We start from the raw sequence: 21,547 nt of genomic DNA on the forward strand, positions 1-21,547 counted from the left end.
TTTTTGTTTGTCATGGTTCACCTCGTTAGTGATTGTACTCACTTAACTCGGTGTCCAAAACTGGTGGTGCGGATCAGATCGAGCAAGCAAAGCAGAGTGCGGAAAAAGTCACGGATACGCACAACTATAACGAGGAAGAAACTCGCACTTATCTTATTGATGTTCTTCTTCACGAGACCGGTTGGAAACTAGAACATAAGCGAGATCGTGAATACCCTGTATCAGGTATGCCTATTTCTAAAGTGAACCCTAAGGGCAACGGTAAAGTAGATTATGTGTTGTGGGGGGATGATGGTACAGCGTTAGCGGTTGTTGAGGCAAAACGCACTCATCGCCGAGCCGAAGATGGGCAACAACAAGCGAAGCTTTACGCTGATTGCTTAGAAAAACAGTGTGGCGTGCGCCCAGTTATTTTCTACACCAACGGCTATGAAACTCATCTATGGGATGATCATTTTTACCCGCCACGTCAGGTTCAAGGCTTTTACACCAAAGCCGAACTTGAGCTTATGGTGAAGCGCCGTACCGACCGCAAACCTTTCTTTGAAAATGGGCTGCCTAACAATAACTTGTTAATTAACAACGAGATCACCAACCGTCACTATCAAAAGTCAGCCATCACCAAGCTATTGCAAGACTTTGAACTAGACCATGAGCGCAAAGGGTTATTCGTTATGGCAACGGGTACGGGTAAAACTCGTACCGTGATCAGCCTTGTCGATTTGTTGGTGAAGAACGATTGGGTTAAGAACATCTTGTTCCTAGCCGACCGCAATGCACTGTTCACCCAAGCCAAGAAGAACTTCGTTAAGCTATTGCCTCGCGTAAGTTGTTCTATTTTGGATTCTGGTCAAAGTAAGAACAACATCGACAGTCGTTTGTATTTCTCGACATACCCGACCATGAAGAATCTACTGGATCGTGGCGCAGATGAGCGACCATTTGGAGTTGGTCATTTTGATTTAATTGTTGTCGATGAAGCGCACCGTTCTGTCTACTCGAAATACCGTCAAATCTTCGAGTATTTTGATGGCTTCTTAGTGGGGTTAACAGCCACACCAAAAGATGAAGTTGAAAAAGACACTTATGACATTTTTGACCTGCAAAAAGGGATGCCAACCTACGCTTATGAAAACGACAAAGCGTATGACCAAGGCTACCTTGTACCACCAACTAAGATTTCTGTAGCAACCAAGTTTCTACGTGAAGGAGTTAAGTACAAAGACTTATCACCTGAAGAGCAAGAAGAATGGGAAAGCAAGGCTGAGCTAGAAGATCGAGATGAAGTATTACCATCCGAGGTAAACAAGTTCTTATTCAACGAAGATACTGCCGAGAAGATGTTTGCTCAGTTAATGAGTAAAGACGACCGTGGCGGTATTCATGTCGAAGGTGGTGATGTTATTGGTAAAACCATCATCTTTGCAGCCAACAATGATCACGCGGTTTTCCTTGAGAAAATGTTCAATAAGAACTATCCCAAGTGGGCCGGTAAGTTGGCGCGAGTGATTACCTTTAAAGAAACTTATGCACAAAGCCTCATCGATGAGTTCAGCGGCGATGAAAACAAGATTGACGAATTCGACCTCAAGAACCCTACATGTCGGATTGCAATCTCCGTAGATATGCTCGATACCGGTATTGATGTACCAGAAGTAGTGAACCTAGTGTTCTTCAAAGTCGTTCGCTCAAAAGTGAAATTCACCCAGATGATTGGGCGTGGTACACGTTTGTGTAAAGACCTTTTTGATCCGAATGATGATAAGAAAACATTTAAGGTTTTCGACTACTGCCAAAACTTTGAGTATTTCGATTCTAACCCTGAAGGTATTGCGGTGGGAGTGGCGAAACCTGTGACTCAACAGGTATTCGAGAAGCGCGTTCTGCTCAGTACATTACTTAACAGCAGGATGAATAATGAAGAGTTCCGAGAGCAACACCCAGAAGACTGCGAGCGCTATTCTGAGCTAAATCGTTACCAACTGGATATGTTGCACCACATTGTCAGCGGGATGAATCTCGATAACTTTATTGTCAGACCGAAGCGTCGAGCGATTGAGCCGTTTTTAGACCGTGAGCATTGGGATAACATTGATGACGCTAAGTTTACTGAGCTAGAGAGCCAGATCTCTGTACTACCGACGGAAGCTGAGGCGTTTAACTCAGATGAGCAGCTTAATCATCTATCACACCGCTTTGACAGTCTGGTGCTGACTATGCAATTAGACCTTTTAGAAAAAGGTATGATTTCTGAGATGATCCGAGGTCGTGTGGTAGAGTTTGCAGAGCAGTTAGAAGCCAAGTCAACCATCCCAGCGGTACAAGCGCAACTACAACTGATTCAAGACATCCAGACCCAAGAGTTTTGGCAAGATATCCACTTAGTCACGCTGGAAGAGCTACGCCGTAAGTTACGCAATCTCATGTTTGCGTTGGACAAAGATAAAAAAGAGATGGTGTACACCAACTTTGAAGACGAAGTTCAAGGTGTACACAACGTGACCAACGTGTACAAGAACCCAAGCGTTGATTTAGCCCAGTACCGCAAGAAGGTTGAGCTCTATATTCAAGATCACCAAGACCAGTTAACAATCCAAAAGCTAAAGCGTAATAAAGCCATTACACAAGCAGACTTAGACGTTTTAGAGGGCTTGTTACTGGAAGCTAGTGGGATGAGCGATGTTGAGACATATCGAGAGAAAATCTTGCAAGAAAAGCCTTTAGGTACGTTTATTCGTCAGTTAGTTGGCTTAGATATGAACGCAGCAAAAGAAGCATTCAGTAGCTTCCTTGATGAAGAAGCTTATAACGCAGAGCAAATTCAATTCGTCGACCAAGTGATCGACTATCTCGTTAGCAACGGCATTCTCGATATGTCACAACTCTTCGAACCACCATTTACTGATAACCACGGCGAAAGCGCCTACGGCTTCTTTGGTGAAGGGACTGTGGTGGAGTTGTTCGGAGTTATTCGTAAGGTAAATGCGAACGCTGTGGTAGCAGAAAGCCAGAGCGCTTAGAGCTTGATTTTAAATTAAGATAAACTTAGTTATCAAGAGGATGAAATCCTTTTGAACCCAAGGGTATGTATGCCAGTTATAGATAAAAAATATGAAGAGTTATCACTTAAAGATGAGCATTTAGGTGATCCATTACTCCTAGCGTTGGCTTGGAAAAAAAGCCATCAATATATTCGGACGACTAACTGGTATGCCGATAATTTTGAATTAGATTTATCAGCTCTGAACTTGGTTGAACAGTGTAAAAAGTGCGCTGAAGACTTGGATGATAAGGTTGTATTCAAACCATTAGAGTTAGTGCCAGCTCCCAAGACCAGTACTTGGGAGTTTGTCCAAGATGATAGCGATGGACATCATAAAATCAAATGGCAACCTGAGCCTGTTGATTGCGAGAAAGATTCCGCTAAAAAGTCTAAAAAGACAACTTCCCCAGAGCGTCCAGAAAGCCCAATTAAACTGAGACCGCTTGCTCATGTTCCTATTCGTGAACAGTCAATATTGTCATTGCTGATGATGGGGTTGGCAAACAAAGTTGAAACTATACAAGGCAACCCTAGCACCGAGTTTACGCATGTGCATAAGCAAGGAGTTGTGAGTTATGGCAATCGACTTTACTGCACTTATGATGCTGATGAAAATGCACAACACAGTTATGGCTCAACCACTATCTATAGTAAGTACTTTGTTGATTATCGCCGTTTTCTAGATAGACCACATTACTTTGCACTTGAGCAGTTAGGCGAAATATCTCCTGATGAAAGGGTTTACATCGTTGAACTCGATTTAGAGAAGTTTTTTGATGGAGTCTGTCGCCAAAAGTTAATTGAACAAATTAACAAGATCATTAAACGAAAGTCCTCAGATAAAGACTACGACAAGCTCGCTCAATTACTTGCTGCATTTAATGATTGGGGATGGTCTAGTGAGGCTGAAGAACAATATAGCAACTTGTGTGCATCGGAGAAGATTCCCACTGCTCCGAAAGGCTTGCCTCAAGGGTTAGTGGCCTCAGGGTTTCTTTCAAACCTCTATATGTTGGATTTTGATCGTGAATTTAGTAGCAAAATTGGAACTGAGTTTGGCGAAAATCAACAATTTCGACTAGTTGATTACTGCCGTTACGTTGATGATTTTCGTTTAGTTATCGTAGGCCCTAAATCATTTGATGGTTTAGATCGTATTCAACAAGTAACAAAACATATAGTAGAGTTGGTTCGCGGGCTAGACTCATACAAAGTATTAGGATTATCCATCCAACCAGATAAAACTAATGTTGAAATTTTTCATGGGCTTAAAGTTGGTGTTTCCAAGAATTTGAATGAAATTCAAAGTAGGCTGAGTGGCCCTATTTCTTTGGAAGAAGCGGATAATCAGCTAGGACAACTAGAGTCATTGCTATCGTTACAAGCGCCACCTAAATCCATTGTAGCTGCAAGCAAGAACCTTTATGCAGTAAATGGATTAGCCTCAATTGAGGCAACTCGATTTGATGTTCGTGAGGATACGCTAAAACGATTTGCAGCGAATAAGCTATCTAAAGTACTGCGTGAAAAGCGACATTTTTCTTCACAAATACCAGATGAAAATGGGGTGTTGCAACCTGGAGAATGGGATTACTCACAAGAACGAATAGCTAGAGGATTTATAGCTTGCTGGAGTTATGATCCGTCTTTAGTACTTCTACTTAAGAAAGGGCTAGAACTGTTTCCGAGTACCAAGTTGTTAGAGCCTATACTCGTTCAGCTTGAGAAGTTGTTAGAGAGAGAAGATGATAAGCAAATAGCGGTAGCTAGTTATTGCTTGGCGGAAGTTTACCGACATTCAGCTACTGTTATTCACAAAAAGGATTCTATCGCATTTCCGGCACATGCTGATTTAGAGGCGTACTTTGAGATATTACAAAGCTCAGCGGCAGAACATAGCGTTCCTCGAGATAAATCTTTTAATTTGCTTTCTGAGCAAGCAAGGTTTTTGATGCTCGTCCGAGCAGATACTGTGTTAGCGCAGGAAGTGGGAGAGCCTCTGTTCGATGTAATTTCTAAGTTAACGCATGGATTTAGAGAGATTACATTGCCTGATGATTGGACCTCTCAAGATGTAGCAGTAGCTATTCTCATGGCTAACCAGATATTAGATATAAGCAAAGAGTGTATTAGAGCTTGTTCTTGCTTGCTTGAAAAGGTTTCTGTAGATACTGCAAAGTTGTTTGACACTCTTAAGCTTATTCTCGTTCAGGATAGAGCTTTGGGTGTTGCTCTGATCCGACATGGTAGAGGAGTTAGACACAGCTGGCCTACGTTAGATAGGATAAAGGATGAGTTGGCTGAACCGTTGAACCTTGAAGTGAGGCCACTAGCTAAACCTTTAAGTAAGATTAATACCAAAGTTAGCCTTCTTCGTCTCATCTTGCGTGATGACAATCCATTCGCCAATGAAATAATGGCTCTTAAACACTTGCAAGCTGTTTTAAGCCAGTCTGAGCTGCTCATGGAGAATCGAGAAAAAAGTATCGACCTTGCAACAACTAGAATCGAATTTGATTGTTTTAGTTCGCCGCTAGCGTTTGGTGCATTTGATAGAACCCTAAATCTAAGCCTTAAGTTTAACGAAAATAGTGACCTACTTTCCAGTTGGGGTGATTTCTGCTCGTCTGTATCGGATGATGTGCGAGTTTTGCGAAACTTAGGTGAATTTATTCGTGCAACATTAGTAGGTAGCCAAGACTGGACTTCATTCGGTGTGGGAGTAGTCCCCAAGCCTGGATATCGAGGTATTCGCTCTAGCTTCTATAAGCGTCAATTAGGACTGATGACAAGTCCAGAATCGATCGCAGGAGTAGGAGCTCAAGTTTCAGGTTGGCTGACAGGTTTATTATCCAAGTTACTGAAGTGGCCAGGTATTAGAGTTAATGACCATGGTTATGATTGGCCCATAAATTGGTCGATTGCAGTCGTTAAGCAGTTAGTTGACTCTCGATTACTTGAATTAAAAGCAGCTTATTGCACTCAGTCCGGCATCCCAAGTTTACTTGAGAGGCAACCCCTTGACTGGAGTGAGGATAAAGAATCTCTTTCAGTTGTAATGGTACAGTCCAAGCTACCTGCTAGAAAAGACTTTGGTGAAGCAGGTTTAATGCTTGATAAGCCAGAGTATCGAGCTAAGCATCGTAGGCATGTTGCAGGCGTTGCTGAACTAGTTCTGAAGCACCTTGAAGCACAGCGGGTTGAAATCGGTAGTAAGAAACCAAATGCCGATCTGATAATTTGGCCGGAGCTTGCTGTTCATAATGATGATCTCGATGTGCTTATTGCTCTTTCTCAGAAAACTAAAGCGATGATATTTTCAGGCTTTGGCTTTATCGAGCAAGATGGAGTTAAAGGACCGAATAACTGTGCTGTTTGGATTATTCCAACAAAACATAATACAAATCAGCGTGAGTTAGTCCGTTTGCAAGGAAAGCATAATATGACTGAACTTGAAAAAGGTAAAATTCAGCCATGGCGACCGTACCAGTTGATGCTAGAACTGGTTCATCCCGCTTTCAAAGATGAAAAAGGGTTTGTTATAACAGGGTCGATTTGTTATGACGCCACGGACATAGCGTTAAGTGCAGACCTTAGAAATAAGTCTAACTCATATGTGATTAGTGCTCTCAATCAAGATGTAAATACATTTAATTCTATGGTGGAGGCCTTGCATTACCATATGTACCAACACGTTACGTTGGTTAACTCGGGGGAATTTGGAGGTTCGTACGCAAAAGCCCCGTATAAAGATGCTCATAAACGCTTAATTGCCCATGTTCACGGTAATGATCAGGTTTCAATAAATACGTTTGAAATGAACATGTTTGACTTTAGACGAGATGGTGTGGGTGAGGGTATGAAATCAGCCTTGAAGAAGAAAACAGCCCCAGCTGTAGTAGAAACAAATCACTAGTTAAAAAATGATCAAACTTAAACTATCGGGGCTTGTTTCATCATGAAAAAGCCCTAGTTATGATCAAACTTTATTGTCATTGTCTTCCGACAAATGAGTTTACCTTATGAAAAGCCTACGTTTACGCTGACAGCTCCTAATCGCTTCATTAGTTTCCCTTCTCCAAATTTAGCTTTGGCGTTTCTCTTTAAAAAGCTTTTCTGTACTCAGTGCAATTCCATACTGTTAAAGCTTAGACGAAAAGGAGATTAAGCATGGCTAAAAAATCATCTACACGAACTAGTAACGATCAACGTTCTAATTCTATGAATCCGAACAATCAGGCGCATCAAGCGGGCAAAGATAATCGCTCTAGACAACTCAATCCAGAGCATCCAACCTATCATAAGAGCAGACGCAAGTAATAATATTGAAGGGGCACTTGTGGTGTGCCCCTTCATTGTAGGACGCAGTATGGCACGTAAAAAAGAAACCAATGGAATTCAAGATACCGTTGAAAGGTTGTTTGGCAATGATGAATACCGAACTAATTTATCCAAACTTGTAAGTGAGAACAGGGAGCTATTTAAACCATACTTACTGAATGACGCTAAAGTTCCTTATGTCTTCGAGCGCTCTACAGAGTGTGACAACTTGATTAAAAATGTATTGCTGCTTTGGGAGGCTTCCAATAGCTATGACTTTGCTATTAAGGTTGTTAAAGGGAAATTAGATCAGCGTGAGATCTCGAAAAGGCTAGACCAAGAAAGAGAAAAAATGGAAGTGAAATTTAAAGCCTACGGTTATTGGCTGCACAGGTTCAATTCACTTAAGGAAAATCTTTCAGACAGCTTTGATATGACTAAATCTTCTCTCGAAGATTGCCTTGAAACAGACAGTATTCAAGGTGTAATCCAATCTTCGTCTCCCTATGCTATACGTGCTGTGAGATTGTTGGAGAAAGTAGAAGAGGAAGGACGAGTAACTCAGCTGACTCTTGACCAATTAACAGAAAAAGCATGGGCTTTGTATCTGTTAGGTATAGAACAGCAAGCCATAGAGATTGCAGGACAAATTACAAAAGAAGATCCAACTAGATCTGATGCTTGGCTTTTATTAGCTATGGATACTTTAGCTAACCAGAACCGAGCTGCTAGGGAGTATTCTCGGTATGTTTTTGAAGCGGAGTATGCCGACGTTCTCTCTGCTCACGAACGTTGGGCAGAAGAAATGCAGGATGAAGCTGCCAACAAATACTTCACGGCTAAAACAAGAGAAAAGGACATCTTATTCAATGCATTGCTCCATTGGCCTAAAAGCGAATCTCAAACTACCTGGGGAGAACAATATAAAAATTCTAAAGCGAGAGAAAGAGTTAGAACTCTTTGTATAGATTGGCTCTTTTCACTAGTACAACCAGACAGTAGCTTCGGTAACCTTCGTGGTGCATATCAAATTAATGGGTTAGAGCCAGAATATGAACAGAGATATAGTTCATATCCTTATTTTAAAGATGACTTAAACTCTAAACCTTGCCATGGATTAAATAAGGTGGAAATGGCAGTAGCTAAGCTGATATGTGATGAATATGATCAAAAGCTTAACCCTAAGTATGATTTTATTTCGCCAGATAATCAGCTTTTAGAGCTAAAGCTACTCCATGTCCGTTTCGTTTTACAGTTAAACAGCTATGAAAGTGCAAGAAAATGGTATATCGAACAGGCTAGAAAGCTGCAAGGTGAACAAGTGGAACAGATTCTAAAAAATAGAAGTCTGTTAAACGCATTCACGACTCATTTGTCTTTATTTAACCTGCAAGACTTCCTTTTTACGATAGAGCAGATTAATACAAACTTAGAAAACGATAGACAAGCTTCTAGGTACTTTGTTGAATTGAATTTTTGTAGAAAAGCGTACGATCATGCGTTCGTGAGAGCGCAATATAAACATTGTATAAAAATCTCCCAGCAAGCTCAGTCTCTTTCTAAACAGATCTCAGGGTCGGCTCCAACGGATGTGTTTTGCACAGATAGCGAGACAAACAAGTTGACAACCAAATATTGGAAGTACCTAGAAATACTAGCAGCTTCGAAAGCATGCACTGAGCATAACTATGTACACCAATTGCACTCCTTTCTTTTGGAGTCATTGCTGTCTGTGTCTGAGCCAGAGACTTATTTTTCAAACGAATCTGAGTATATGCCAAGTCACTATGATTATGAGTATGACGATGAATGGTATTCTCCTTCTTATGGTAGTTCGATTATAGAAAGTGGTTTATGGCTATCAGCTATAGAGCGACTCGCTACTGAAAGTAAGTTGTCTGAACAAAAAAGGAAAATGTGTATTAGTTTGTCCAACAAGCTGCAAGATTTTAAGTAGGGACCCATGAATCTTCGGATGGGATTGTTGCAAAGACGCTTGGTTGTTAGATTGGTGTTTACTATAACCTTTGACACCTAGACATGCTTTATGGCAACCGCTGGGCGTCATCAAATCGTGTTTCACTAGTTGCCGGATCTCGACTGATTGATTTACGAACACGGTTGGGATACTAGTGAGGAAAAGAGTACAAAAAATACTTCGAGTGTTTGCTTCTCGGTCATTTTCAACAATGCTATTAGTTATCTAATAGCATTTTTAAATTGAGAGTTAGGGTATGAGTATCAAACAGTTGTCGGAAAAAGAGCTGATTGAAGTTAAATCAGTTCTTTCGAAATTCCCAACTTTACAGTCTGAAATCGAAGATGTTTTTCGTTCAGAGGAAATGGCAAACGAGTGGTTAACCTCATCTGTTCCTGCACTACAAGGCTTAACCCCAATTGAAGTTCTGCAACAAGGCGATGTAGAGTCAGTCTTAGATATAGTGAATAGACTCAAGTATGGGGATTTTTCATAAGTATACGATGATTTTTATCTGCACTGATATGAGTTAGTTACAGCCTGCAAGCTCTTTGCTCAAGTCACGACTAGCTAGGAAGCGGTAACGCCTGAGTATTTACCAAGAGTAAATCATTGCCATTCACGCGTGAGGATTTACCACCTTAAGTGATTATATACTCAATGTTTTACTAAGTAATTATCAGCTAACCTTGAATGGGAAAAGTGTTAAAGACAACAAAAAAATAGACAAACCGAAGTTTGTCTATTTTTTGAATCCACCGAGCTCGGATTTCATCTAAAAAGGGCAGTTTGTCTATTTTTTAGATACTTTGTCTAAAATTTAGATACTCTAGCACATACTGATCACAGATAACTAAGATGGAAACTCGCCAGCTTTCTAAATCAGCCATCTGGAATACTCCTCAAAAATAACCAAGTTGCAAACTCCACCGCTTAATGGCGAATGAAGCCAGCAGGTTTGGTTAACTAAGTTGAAAACTCTCTCTTCAATAGAATTCTCTCGTTTAGAGTGATTGTTCAGTTCGTAAAACCCGAACCGTACTTTGCGAACCAATTATACGAGCCTGTAGACTTAAACACTCTTATGCTGAGATTCACGCCTTACACATAGGTCAATGTACAAAGTTGAAGTTTTAAAGGCTAAGCGTGATTAATATTTAATTCATTTCATATATAGAATTTGAAAATGTTGATACTCTCTATTGTTAATTCAAATGAGCAATAGGGAGACTTATGAGTAAAAATAGCAAAGATAAAAGGGTAGCGAAAAAAGACGTCTAGCGGAAAAAGCAAGGGATCAAGCTGCGAAGATAGAATGCCAAAAGTTAATAGTCCCCTCTCTATACATGGACGAATCAGGAAATACGGGCTCTAATATTCTTGATGACAACCAAACGATTTTCACACTCGCAGCATGTAAGTTTGATGAAAATCAGGCTAAGAGACTGCTGAGCCTATTGAACTCGAAGTCACCAAAAGAAGCTCATTTCAAAGTTCTGAAACGTCGGAAAGCAGGACAGGACGGCATCGTTAGGTTGTTAAAACATTCATTAGTTAGTTGCGATACTGTCAGTATAGAATTAATGCATAAACGCTACATGGTTGTCACCAAAATAGTAGATTTGATTGTTGAGCCTGTGCTGTATACAGAAGGTATTGATCTTTATGAAAATGGAGGAAACATAGGGCTTTCAAACCTGCTATATATGTGTTTGCCACTATACTGTGATGGCGTTCATGTCGAGGGGTTTTATCGTTCTTTTGTATTTATGATAAGAGAACAGACACAAGAGTCTATTGATAGGTTTTACCAATCAATAGAACTTCTCATGGAAAGCTGTTCAGACGACGAGTTTAGGTTGGAGTTTTTATTTGTATTACTGTACCGAACTAAAGGCTATATTGATGAATCCTTAGCAGGGATAGATAAATCCGCGCTAGACCCTTCAATACCGTCACTCTTTTGCCAGTGTGTTACATGGGGAAAACTCCATCCTAAAGGTTTTCACATCGTTCATGACGATTCGCACGCTATCTCTCAAAAGGCTGACTTGTATGCGAAATTCATGGACTGGACACAAGATGATATAGAAATTGGCTATGATCGCCGTACGTTTAACTTACCATTAAAGGCTAGAAGCTTGCAGTTTGGTGACTCAACACAATATCCACAACTTCAAGTTGCAGATATTATTGCTAGCTCGGTAGCTTACTGGGCCGCAGGCATTGCTTCTGGTGAAACTGAAGACTATTTCTTTAAGGAGTTAGACGGTCTGAATTTAAGTCGTTTGTTAACACCTAATGTAATATGGCCTACGCAAAAGGTTACCCCAAAAGAGTTAGGCACGGTTCATAACGGGGGATTAAATACTGCCGATACTGTAGCTGAATTCTTGAAAGCTGCGGGAACTTAAGTTTGCACATATGAGCAGCACTTAATTACCTAGCAAAAAGCGCTGCTCATGTCTCATTATACGAGTTCCGCTTTTTCAGCGGGTTCTTCTTTTTGAGTAGTGATTTTGTCTAGCTCGGTTGAACAACCCACGCTGAGGTGCCCTGCATACTTAAAAATATCTTTAGGACTTCTTCCACCATCTGCTGACCACTGATCTAACACTGCTTTTTCTAACACCAGTGATATACCTATACAATCATCTTCAAGCTCTAATGGAATTGTTCGGAAGTTATCACTCCAAAGAGCTACTTCAGAACTTGGAGGAAAGTTCCCTCCCGTAGAGCGCTGTGTCATTCCATAAGGAGATATTGATAGTACACTTGAACCAGGATCTTCTGATAGGACGCTCGCATACTTCCCTGGCCATCTAGCGGAAATCTGAGGGCCATCCAATAATAATGCGACAACAAGACTAGGGCCTAGTGCTCTGACTACGGGAGCTATTGGGTCTTGTCGAGCTAAATCTTCACAAATTAAAGGGCAGATATGGATGTTATCATCAACGTATGACAGGATTTTTCTTGAATCTATCGTACAGTTCTCCCACCACTTTTTACTAGGGTTAAGAATGGTTCCGAGTTTGTAGTTTATTATTTGATTTCTATCTAATGCCCAACGATGGTGTTTAGGCTGATCTTTGTAGACATAATTACCAGAGAAATCGTCGACATAGGACAGCTCTAGGTAGTTTGCACCAAACTCGTCGGGCTGACTTGGCTTATATGCACCATATATTAGTACTGGTTTAGGTATTTCTAGTTGCGTTAAGAGTTCTTCCAATTGACTCTTAATCAATGACGAGTGTTCAGAGTCGATTGCACATTCAGGTATAACCACCAGGTCAGGGTATCCTGTTTCCTTTATGGCAGCTCTAATGCCATAGATAATCATTTCTGGAGTAATCTGGTTTTTGTTTTCATATGAAAAAAAACCAAATTTTGTATCATCCATTTTTAGTGGTGGGTGTTCATCGATTTTGAAGTTACTTCTTCTAATTTTTAGGGGCCAGGGAAGAATGAGCACATTATATATACCCTTATTCTGTGATTTTCTACCTTTTAGGGTGTAGCACTCAATTCCTGGTTTAACGTAAGCCAGTGAATGAGTGAGGCTATTCAAGGAAATGCCTGACTGAGGTGTCATTGTCTTATGATGCACCGTACCGCCGTTAATACTACCAGTAGAGAGTGTAGCAAGATCGCCTTGCTGTTTGAGTCTATTAACATATAGTTCAATAAGGTTATTGTTTTTGCGGCTAAGTTGTTTTTTTATGTGTTTTGAACAGTGATCACTGGCAAGTAACAGCTTTAGAGCACTTAACATGAACTCTTGCTCGTCCAGCAGGACGTTTAGTTCTAACTCAGGAGCGGGAATACGTCTTTGTTTAAAAACATTATAGAGGAGTTCGTGAATCTCACTAGGTAAAGGTTCCTTTCCCTTTGAGTTTAGATATTTAGCCCAACCTTCACCTAGACCCTTGGCTTCCCTGTGATCTGATTTATCCCAACACTTGTCGCCTAAGCTAGCCACTATGCGTTGATAGGAGTCGTTAGTATCAAGGATATTGCTAATGATGTGGAAGCTTGTCATCGGCCAGATGAGATCATGCAAGATATTTTCTGTAGAGCTGGAGGATGGAACAAACTCAGTGTTTGCATTGTGTTGCTTTACATAAGGGTCATCATAGCTTGGGAGTATAGATTTTACTAAGTCTTGGATTTTCATATGATTATCTTGATACAAATTTTCTGATAACTAATAGATGAACGCAATCAGGCGTTTACCCGTGCTGTAAGATTATTTTTTCTAAACGTTCGATTATTTTTTCATATTTTTTAACAGATTCGGCACTGATACTTGAAGTCGCAATTCCATGCTTTTTAACGCCAATTATGTGAGAGCGAAAGCCTCTAACTTTATCAAGAACTATCTTTCGACATTTTTTTTCAAAAAACGCGTTTGTATTCGCATTCTCGTAAGGGAGATTACGTATATTCATTCCAAAGAGAGATTCCGCGACGTGCCTTAAGCTAACTTTCTGAACTATGAGCATTTTTGTTAATTTGTTGATAGTTAAAAGTTTGGAGTTAGACAGCCTGATACATCCTCCATTAGAATCTATAACATACCCATTTAAAGAAATATGGCCTTCGGTATAGAGTGTTTTTTTCGTATTGATCAATAGTGAATTTTTATTCATCAGTCTTTTAATGAATGTTTCTACATCACCACTACCAATCGTTTGATTGTATTTCGAAGAAAACAGCATATCGTCTGCATAACGAGTATATATAACGTCATGCTCTAAACAGTAGGATTGAATCACTATATCTAAGGGGCGAAAAAACAAGTTCGATAAGGTAGGGGAGCACGGAAAGCCCATTGGTAGAATCGTTTCACCTAAAATTTTCTTGTTACTTGAGGTTTCGGGAACTTTGTAAGTTACTTTTTTTAGAATGGAATCCACACTCACAGCATGGCTCTCATTGTCGGCGTTATTATCGAAGTAAGGTTTTAGCTTGTTTGCGATTTGCTCTACTGGAATCGAATGAAAGAAGCTAGAAATGTCCATTCGTAAAAAAAAGCGAGAGGGGGTATGAGGTTTCAAAAAGTCAAGGTACGAGCAATCAGCACTAAACCCTTTACTAGCGCTATTTTTAGGGATTGCCTCACTTAGGATTTTAGCTAGTGTTTGGTGCTTGTCTAATACGGAGTCATCGACAGAATAAAAGTAATTACCTTTTATTTTTCGTTCTTTAACAGCAGTGTCTGAGTTTTCGTTAAGAAAAGCTCCCAGACTAGCTGGGAGCTTGATTTTGTTGGTTTTCATGTCTGATCCGATACAAAACAAAGATTCACATGTGACCTGTAATCCGCAGCTTACACGAGTAATATGTGAAGGTAATTTAGAGGCTGTTAACACATTCTACAGCTTTATGGGATATGAATGAAGTATCCCATAAAGAGAGGATGGCTATGAAGCGTTGCCGACTTTCACCGAAGTGACCTCAAGTAACTATCGAATTTCAACGGAAGTCAAAATATCATGTAGTTTAGGGAAATGTAAAGAAAATTCCCTACGTAACAAAGACTTGTCAACTAGCTTGGAATCTAGGTCTTCTATCGCATAATCCAAGAAAGATGTAACCCATCCACTAGTTTTGGTGGGCGGTTTTATTCCTGTTTGATTCTCTATGAATGTTTTGATCTTAGCTAGTTGATTGTTTTTGTTGATTTTTATCTGGCTATTGCATTTGACGTGATAGATTTGAGATACACACTGAAACAAACTATCTTCATTCAGTTTCGCGAGCGTTTTGTCCTGGTATAGGTTTTTGTTCTTAATTCGATACTCTAACTTAAAAACATCAACGTTCTTTTCTTCATATAGCCATTTGTAAAATAAGACTTTTGAAGCTTTGGATATGAGCAACCCTTCAACTGTGCTGTCAAGCAAAACTACATTTTTTGTCTTTAAGTATTCTTGGGTAATGCTACGCATTGTCTGATATGCGGAGAGTTCTTTGAATGTTGTCCTATTATGATCGAGTGTCAACTTCCTCTTTTGGAATGACAGTAGTTTTTCAACTTGTTCTCTGCGCTTCTTATGAGATTTACTGTAACCTAAGTTAAGTTGGTTTCTTTCTTCTTTTAGTGAGTTCTCACTCAGTCCAATTAAACTGATTGAATCTTTAAACTTAACTTCAAGCTCATTTGGGTTGTTAGTCGCTATAAACTCAAAAGCTTTGTCTACGTCATAGATAAAGAGATAAGGGATGGAAGCGTTTGTCTTACCAGGGTTAATTGCCTCAGACAGTACGTTGTCGCTTCCTCCTGCATAAACGTCAGAGTAAGTTAGATTTGGATAAAGGTTTGATAACTTGACGTTTGATAGAAGTTCCCTCTCGGTTGCGCCTTCAACAAACAATATGTGTTGGCTAAAAAACAGTCGAGCTTCGTTGTCGCTAAATTTGTTTAGGAATCTGATATCATCATACTTTGAGTTCAACTCGGTAATCTTAGTTCCTTCTCTCACACCAGACCCAAGCATAGCAACATGGTAAATGTTCTGCTTCTTATCAAATTTTCGTATTACTTCTTTTACAATATTTGGCGAGTGGGTTGTTATAAATATCTTGGGGAAAGGGGTGTTTACCTTTCGTCCTGATGCGGAAATCGAAGACTCATGGAAGTTATCATAGATTCTATTTACTAAGTACTCGCAACGTTTTGGATGTAAACCTACTTCAGGTTCGTCAATGAATATGATCGGGGAGATGTATTCTCTTCTGGTGATCCAGATAAGTAATGTTAACGCGCTATCAATAAAGTTGAATGAGTTAGTTCCATCGGATTGCTTCTCTGCAAACTCGCCTGAGCTGTAGAACTGATCTCCTGGAAGACTTGCTTTCACTAGACTGATAATCTTTTCTTTGTGACTGTAATCTATGATGTTGTTTTTAGTGTTTATTATATCGATCAGCGATAAAAACTCTCCTTGACCTGGAGATATTTGTTCATCAACGTATGAGCTTACATCTTCTGGAGTTATCTCACTGACTTTGAAGGATTTGATTCTTGCTATTAGATTCCATAAATCGTCCCATTCATGGAGGTTTATGTGTCTAGCATCGATAGCAAAGAATGGGAAAAGGTAAGAAATCAAGCTTCTAATCTGTGGATTTCCGTTCTTCCAAAATGAAGTTCCATCTTTATTTACAATCAGACCAAGCTTGAATTTTTCACCTAAATCTGCCTTGTCTTTTGGACGTTTTTTATTGAAAAGGAAGCCAAACATATCTGCTTCTTTATTGAACATCGTAGAATAGATGTGCTTGAAGAAAGGACTTTGCTGTGCGTTGCTACGAGAAGCTGTAACAATCTTTCTAATTCTAGAGAGATCAAACTCAATTTCAATCTCACCATAAGGGCTGTAGTTTGAGTTTAAAGTAGGAGAAAGAATTCTTTCCCCTTCGATTTGACTGTAGAAGTATTTGATTATCTTGAATAGGTTGGACTTTCCTGCGTTGTTTGTACCAACGAAACAGTTTATGTCATTTATGCTTTTTAGATCGAGCTCTTGAAATGAAAGTAGATTATTAATCTTGATCGATGATACGGACATAGGATGCTTATTAACAGGGCGTATAAGCAAGTGATTTTATTGAGTTTAGTTTGGTAGGTCAATTAGCTCTTTGACCAGAGACAGGAGTTTGTTTGTACAACACTTTTTAAAGCTATCGATTGACACTTATGTAAGAGTCCAAATCAATAGCTTCCATTAGTGATCCTATGCGCTTAAATCCACCTTCTAAGCGATAGATAACACCGACATTGGCATAGGGTCTAAGAGCTTCTTCGATTATCCCAGAGCGAATCACAAGTGACTTAGAATCAGCATCAACAGCATGTGGAGCAATGCGCCGCTCAATGTCATAAAAATCCTTGTGCAATCCTGTAAGTGTCACTAACTCATTGAACAGATTGTCATAAAAAATTTTGGCGTCTTTGGGCTTCCTGTCGACTATTTCAGCTAGTAGACTCAAGGTTAGAATGTGCCAAGTGTCAAACGCCCAGAGGCACGGATAGCTTCGTATATAATTAAGAGCATGAGGTAACTTCGGATGTTTCCTAGCAGGGCTAGGCAGAAATAACTGATTCAGTGTCATCCACTTCGACCATCTGGAGTAGTCTCTTTTGAACAAGTTATCTTTTGAAAGTAGATAAAGTTCGGAGTTGGTTTTAGCTTGTCTTACAGCGTCTTTTGTTGTTCTAGCCTTCTTAGCCTTATTGTTCGATTCCTTTAAAAAGTTTTGTTGAGACCTTTCAACTTTCGGCATTAATTTTGGGTACTTCAACCATTTCCAGGTAGCCCGATTGTTCTCAGATGTTGCTGGAGTGCGGATAACAACGCTTCCATTAAGATCAGCGATATCGGCAGGTAAACAATCCTCTAATAGAAACGCAATCCAGATGTGGTTGTCACCTCGTATCGCCTGAAGCAAAAGGTATTCCTCCGTCTGCTTTACTTGGCTAACGTTGTCTACATGCTGTTCAGAGCGAGAATAAATAGTGACCTCTTCACTATATGTGTGTCTGTCAATCTGGCATTTAAACTCTTGAGTTAAGCTAGGTAACAAAATGTAGTTACCTTTAATAAATTTTCTAGCCGAGTCTTTTGCACTACGAAGACGTTTTTTCTTGATACGTTCTGCTTCATGCTCCAGAAACTGCTCGTGCTTATCAATGAGTTGTTCTCGGCACCATTCGTAAAGCCATTTGTAAGGCACTTTTTTCGCTTTTAGATCTGAGAGTGCTTCATCAATGTTGCGATTAAGGTAGGCACTTAAATCAAACTCTATTGAAGGGATTTTATTCTGTTGATAGTAGGTTATTTTTTCAGCTTCATTTTCATGTGTGACGAATACTTCGATCACTATGTCACCGAGTTCGGTTTCGAGAAGTACATCTGCGATATAGCGGTCTAAGCGTACTTCTAGGTTTCCACCCCGAACATTTGTTGATACTTCGCATTGGCTCAGTGTTTGTCCTTTGTATTCAAAGGATGCTGGCGGAAGATAAAGGGGCTGCGATTCAAGAAAAAAGTGTTGTGCGACTAAGTGGAGTTGGGTCATTAAGCAGTTACTGTTTTCGTCTTTCGAATCATGTGCAAAATGATGTCTTGTACCACTAGTTCCATTGTTTTTAGCTACTAAGCGATCTCCACAACCAGAGCATACGCAATTGCACTTTAAGCCATTCTCGACCGAATCAACATGCCTTAAGGTATTTGAATCGCTATGTAACGCATATTCTAGCATCGCCACTCCTCTCAACTCGAAGGCGATGAGCCAACCAAAGCCCATTAAATCAATATGATAAGCTAAGTGAAAATAGAGCAAGTTACTAGTGTTGGCCTCAAGTTTTAGAGGTATTGAGCTTGGAAATCAGTTATGGTTGCAATGCATAAGTTCTGGGAAGATGTTCTTTGCTATCTCTAATGGATGGAGAACCAACTATTTGTTTGTCTATATCCTAAATGGAAATTGCACAATCTTAGTTCTGATTACTCTTTCGTCAGGCCTTAACCAGTCCTCAAGGAACAACTCAAACAAAGGGTCATCAATCAAGTCACAGGGTTTGGCGGTTAAGTATTTATGACTTCGCGCTTCTGCTGAGACCAATCTCTCGTAGCCCTCTAAGTCGCTGTTATCTAAGTACTTGGAAACTAATGCTGGTGGAGCCACTGCTCGCTCCACCAATACCGATTTCTCGGAGACCATCCAAAGTAGAATATCAGTGTCGTCTCGGCCTTCTCGCATGAGACTAAGATTGTTTCTGAGATTATTTATAAGATTAAAATGCTCATCGAACTGAAAGGACGGGTAGTACCTCCAGCCGTTCACATTGATACAAAGAGCGTCGTGCTGCTCTTCGGGTAATTCCTCATGAGAAATTAGTTCTAGATCGTTGAGAAGCGAGACAATAGCTTTTAATCGCTTAGTTTCGAGCTTATTCATAAGCGTTCCTCATATAGCTCATTGCCTTGGTCATCATACGATTCATTTTCGTCGTTTGAGTCTCGGCCATCTTCCAATTTGTTACATTCGGCGATAACTTCTTGGTGGCGTCTTCGCTTCTCTATGTTCGCTTCTGTTTGGGAATAAATATGACCGACTTCTATTAAGAATCCCCACATTTCAACAATTGTGAACTCCTTCGCCTCCAAGATGACATCATTTACAGTGAGCATGTATTCACAGAAGATATTGAATAACTTTCCGTCGTCATTTTTTCGGAGTAGTGCTTCAGGGCTAGCTGTGACAAAGCTCTGATCTTGCTCGAATTGATCTACAAATTTTAGGTCATACTTAAACCTATTCTTAATGTAATCTCTGTTGGCAGGGCCCACTTTGTAATCCCGAACTTTATAAGTTCTATCTGTAAAGAACCACTTAACTGCGTTTTCTTGTTTGATGATCTTAATCAGGTCAAGACGTGGTGCTAGGTACGGATGAATGTCTCCATTTTCATCAAACTGCTCTCTCGGATAGAGCCTTGTATTATTAAGAGTCACAAACATCGCGATGTCATGTAAGTGAGGTTTAACTTCGTGTGCCTCGAAAATTTGTTTGAATGTACCGAGAAATTTCATAGTAATTGTTCCTAATTTTTGGATTTTGTGACGATTTTTTCCGCTTGCCTAATCGAAAGGGGTAGGCGTTTTCTGTTTTTGATTAACGAGTGTTGTGTGTTCACTTGTCTTTCGACGTGTGACACCGAATTAGCCTTCTTTACGTATTGCTTAATTTGTTTAGCCAGCTTTTTATCTACCTGATTCCAATCAATAGATTTATGGAACTTAGCAGGCTCTCGTTTTGGTAAGTGCTGGTTTAGCCAATCTTTGTCATTTCGAAATAGCCACATGTAGCAACTGTTCGAATGTTTAATCTCTGTTCGAGTTAATGTTGGGTTTTGGGAAATGATTGACTTAAGGCTTTGGCGATATTGATTTCGTTTTTGGCAGAACCAGAGCCGTTTTCTCCAAGCGGCTAATCCTGACGTCGAATTAATTTTCTGTTCTACGGTACTAACGCTAACACCGCATAATTTGGCGATATCTCGTCTATGGATCCCTCGGAAAGCTAGTCTTAATATTTGGTCGATTGGTGCGTCGCTGAGTCTTTTAAATCGATGCTTGATTGAGATCCCATTGCGTTGCGCCATGGCTGCCAGAAAGCCAACCGAATATCCTGTCGCCTTGGCGATAGAACGAAGCGAGTTTCCTGAGGTCAGCTCGGATAGACAGACACGAGGTTTATAAGATTCCCGATTAAAATAATTCGATGCCTGCTCAGTTTGTTGAAGATAAAACTTGGCGTTTTTCGCAAAGAAAGCACCAACCAATGCATGCTGTATGTAATGGTTGTAGTGGTCGTTTAAGAGAAGGCATCTTAAGAAATTGAACTGATATAGCTTTGAAGGCAGTAGCTTTGCACCAGCAAATAGAGGAGCCCAAAAGTCTTGTAGACGATTGACTGCTTCTGATTGCCTGATCTGTCCTTTCGGAGTTAACAAATGGGCCTTACTCATCCAAGATGAGTGAGAGGGTGTAGCAATATGCTCGAATCGACGTTCGGATTCATAGGGATGCCAACTACTGATGAATTGCGACAACCTCAACGCTCGTTCTAAACAAAGATCAGAACCATGGAAACATCTATCGTAAGGTGTTGGTGGTAGTTCAATGCGTTTGTTAAGACCATCAGCATCTGTCGGTGCATATTGCAGCCAACATGCATGCTTTGGACAAACGAACATACCGTAATACTGATGTACGGTACGCCAAATACCATGCCCCCATTTCAATGTGTCGTCCTCAAGGCATTGCGGACAGAGTTTTAGTGCGCTGCTAAACCGTAACCGAGAAGAAGTGGTACGTGATAAAACAGCGATGTGACTGCCATCATTGCTCAACATGTGCCATCTAAGTCTTGCTTTGCTTTTGTTATCTTGAAGGCAAGCGCCGATAACAGGGAAACAAGTACCGTCAAACAACAACCTTTCCGCGTCTATTGAGGTCTGTTTGGCAACTTGTTTGAGCATGCAATGAAGCTGTGGATTAATGCGAACATCTGTGCGCCCTAGGAGATCTCGGTTTTTTTCGCGTAGCGAGCGTCTTGGTGAGGCTGCGTGGTGTCGCGCAACTAGGCTATAAAAAGCTTCTCCAGCTATTTCGTGCAGGTACATA

At 40.3% G+C, this 21,547-nt stretch carries 13 protein-coding genes; 6 read left to right on the forward strand and 7 right to left on the reverse strand.

Annotated elements, in window-relative coordinates; all coding sequences use genetic code 11:
• The first annotated feature begins 32 nt into the window (after positions 1–32).
• The 6 genes from DYB02_RS24260 (at position 33) to DYB02_RS24280 (ending at position 11,755) form a co-directional block, all read left to right on the forward strand.
• Positions 33–3,020 carry a type I restriction endonuclease subunit R gene (locus tag DYB02_RS24260; RefSeq protein ID WP_225868830.1) on the forward strand — a complete coding sequence of 996 codons (2,988 nt, stop codon included), beginning with the start codon at positions 33–35 and terminating at the stop codon, positions 3,018–3,020.
• A 69-nt stretch (positions 3,021–3,089) separates the two neighbouring features.
• A complete protein-coding gene (locus DYB02_RS24265) occupies positions 3,090–6,959 on the forward strand; it encodes an RNA-directed DNA polymerase (RefSeq protein WP_029803926.1) in 3,870 nt (1,289 codons plus the stop codon).
• A gap of 254 nt (positions 6,960–7,213) precedes the next feature.
• A complete protein-coding gene (locus DYB02_RS25800) occupies positions 7,214–7,363 on the forward strand; it encodes a hypothetical protein (RefSeq protein WP_164493533.1) in 150 nt (49 codons plus the stop codon).
• Positions 7,364–7,412: 49 nt separating this feature from the next.
• Positions 7,413–9,320 (forward strand): hypothetical protein, encoded by a 1,908-nt coding sequence (locus DYB02_RS24270; protein WP_029803929.1) that lies wholly within the window; start codon positions 7,413–7,415, stop codon positions 9,318–9,320.
• 277 nt (positions 9,321–9,597) lie between these two features.
• A complete protein-coding gene (locus tag DYB02_RS24275) occupies positions 9,598–9,837 on the forward strand; it encodes an MbcA/ParS/Xre antitoxin family protein (RefSeq protein WP_021821624.1) in 240 nt (79 codons plus the stop codon).
• An 850-nt stretch (positions 9,838–10,687) separates the two neighbouring features.
• Positions 10,688–11,755, forward strand: coding sequence for a DUF3800 domain-containing protein (locus DYB02_RS24280; RefSeq protein WP_021821625.1), 1,068 nt, complete (start codon positions 10,688–10,690; stop codon positions 11,753–11,755).
• Between the two features lie 56 nt (positions 11,756–11,811).
• Here DYB02_RS24280 and DYB02_RS24285 read toward each other — a convergent pair whose 3' ends face one another.
• The 7 genes from DYB02_RS24285 to DYB02_RS24315 form a co-directional block, all read right to left on the reverse strand.
• Complete coding sequence (locus DYB02_RS24285; RefSeq protein WP_049874808.1) at positions 11,812–13,521, reverse strand: hypothetical protein; 1,710 nt, start codon at positions 13,519–13,521, stop codon at positions 11,812–11,814.
• A gap of 55 nt (positions 13,522–13,576) precedes the next feature.
• Entirely contained in the window at positions 13,577–14,626 is a 1,050-nt protein-coding gene (locus DYB02_RS24290; RefSeq protein ID WP_029803933.1) for a reverse transcriptase family protein, read from the reverse strand.
• Between the two features lie 186 nt (positions 14,627–14,812).
• Positions 14,813–16,921 carry a retron Eco8 family effector endonuclease gene (locus DYB02_RS24295; protein ID WP_049874807.1) on the reverse strand — a complete coding sequence of 703 codons (2,109 nt, stop codon included), beginning with the start codon at positions 16,919–16,921 and terminating at the stop codon, positions 14,813–14,815.
• A 112-nt stretch (positions 16,922–17,033) separates the two neighbouring features.
• Positions 17,034–18,617 (reverse strand): competence protein CoiA family protein, encoded by a 1,584-nt coding sequence (locus DYB02_RS24300; RefSeq protein WP_029803937.1) that lies wholly within the window; start codon positions 18,615–18,617, stop codon positions 17,034–17,036.
• 207 nt (positions 18,618–18,824) lie between these two features.
• Positions 18,825–19,316, reverse strand: a complete 492-nt coding sequence (locus DYB02_RS26015; protein ID WP_225868829.1) for a hypothetical protein — start codon at positions 19,314–19,316, stop codon at positions 18,825–18,827.
• The gene (locus DYB02_RS24310; RefSeq protein ID WP_021821630.1) at positions 19,313–19,951 is read right to left on the reverse strand and encodes a hypothetical protein; all 639 of its coding nucleotides are present in this window, start codon (positions 19,949–19,951) and stop codon (positions 19,313–19,315) included. Before DYB02_RS24310 ends, DYB02_RS26015 begins: the two co-directional genes overlap by 4 nt.
• Before the next feature lie 11 nt (positions 19,952–19,962).
• On the reverse strand, positions 19,963–21,546 hold the full coding sequence (locus tag DYB02_RS24315) for a TnsD family Tn7-like transposition protein (RefSeq protein WP_029803941.1): 1,584 nt from the start codon (positions 21,544–21,546) through the stop codon (positions 19,963–19,965).
• Between the last annotated feature and the right edge of the window lies 1 nt (position 21,547).

Origin of the sequence: Vibrio parahaemolyticus (assembly GCF_900460535.1) — a bacterium.
GTDB classification, from domain to species: Bacteria; Pseudomonadota; Gammaproteobacteria; order Enterobacterales; family Vibrionaceae; genus Vibrio; species Vibrio parahaemolyticus.

Coding starts and splice junctions, on each gene's coding strand:
- DYB02_RS24265 (WP_029803926.1), top strand. CDS start 3,090: ATGCCAGTTATAGATAAAAAATATGAAGAGTTATCACTTAAAGATGAG.
- DYB02_RS25800 (WP_164493533.1), top strand. CDS start 7,214: ATGGCTAAAAAATCATCTACACGAACTAGTAACGATCAACGTTCTAAT.
- DYB02_RS24270 (WP_029803929.1), top strand. CDS start 7,413: ATGGCACGTAAAAAAGAAACCAATGGAATTCAAGATACCGTTGAAAGG.
- DYB02_RS24275 (WP_021821624.1), top strand. CDS start 9,598: ATGAGTATCAAACAGTTGTCGGAAAAAGAGCTGATTGAAGTTAAATCA.
- DYB02_RS24280 (WP_021821625.1), top strand. CDS start 10,688: ATGGACGAATCAGGAAATACGGGCTCTAATATTCTTGATGACAACCAA.
- DYB02_RS24285 (WP_049874808.1), bottom strand. CDS start 13,521: ATGAAAATCCAAGACTTAGTAAAATCTATACTCCCAAGCTATGATGAC.
- DYB02_RS24290 (WP_029803933.1), bottom strand. CDS start 14,626: ATGAAAACCAACAAAATCAAGCTCCCAGCTAGTCTGGGAGCTTTTCTT.
- DYB02_RS24295 (WP_049874807.1), bottom strand. CDS start 16,921: ATGTCCGTATCATCGATCAAGATTAATAATCTACTTTCATTTCAAGAG.
- DYB02_RS24300 (WP_029803937.1), bottom strand. CDS start 18,617: ATGCTAGAATATGCGTTACATAGCGATTCAAATACCTTAAGGCATGTT.
- DYB02_RS26015 (WP_225868829.1), bottom strand. CDS start 19,316: ATGAATAAGCTCGAAACTAAGCGATTAAAAGCTATTGTCTCGCTTCTC.
- DYB02_RS24310 (WP_021821630.1), bottom strand. CDS start 19,951: ATGAAATTTCTCGGTACATTCAAACAAATTTTCGAGGCACACGAAGTT.
- DYB02_RS24315 (WP_029803941.1), bottom strand. CDS start 21,546: ATGTACCTGCACGAAATAGCTGGAGAAGCTTTTTATAGCCTAGTTGCG.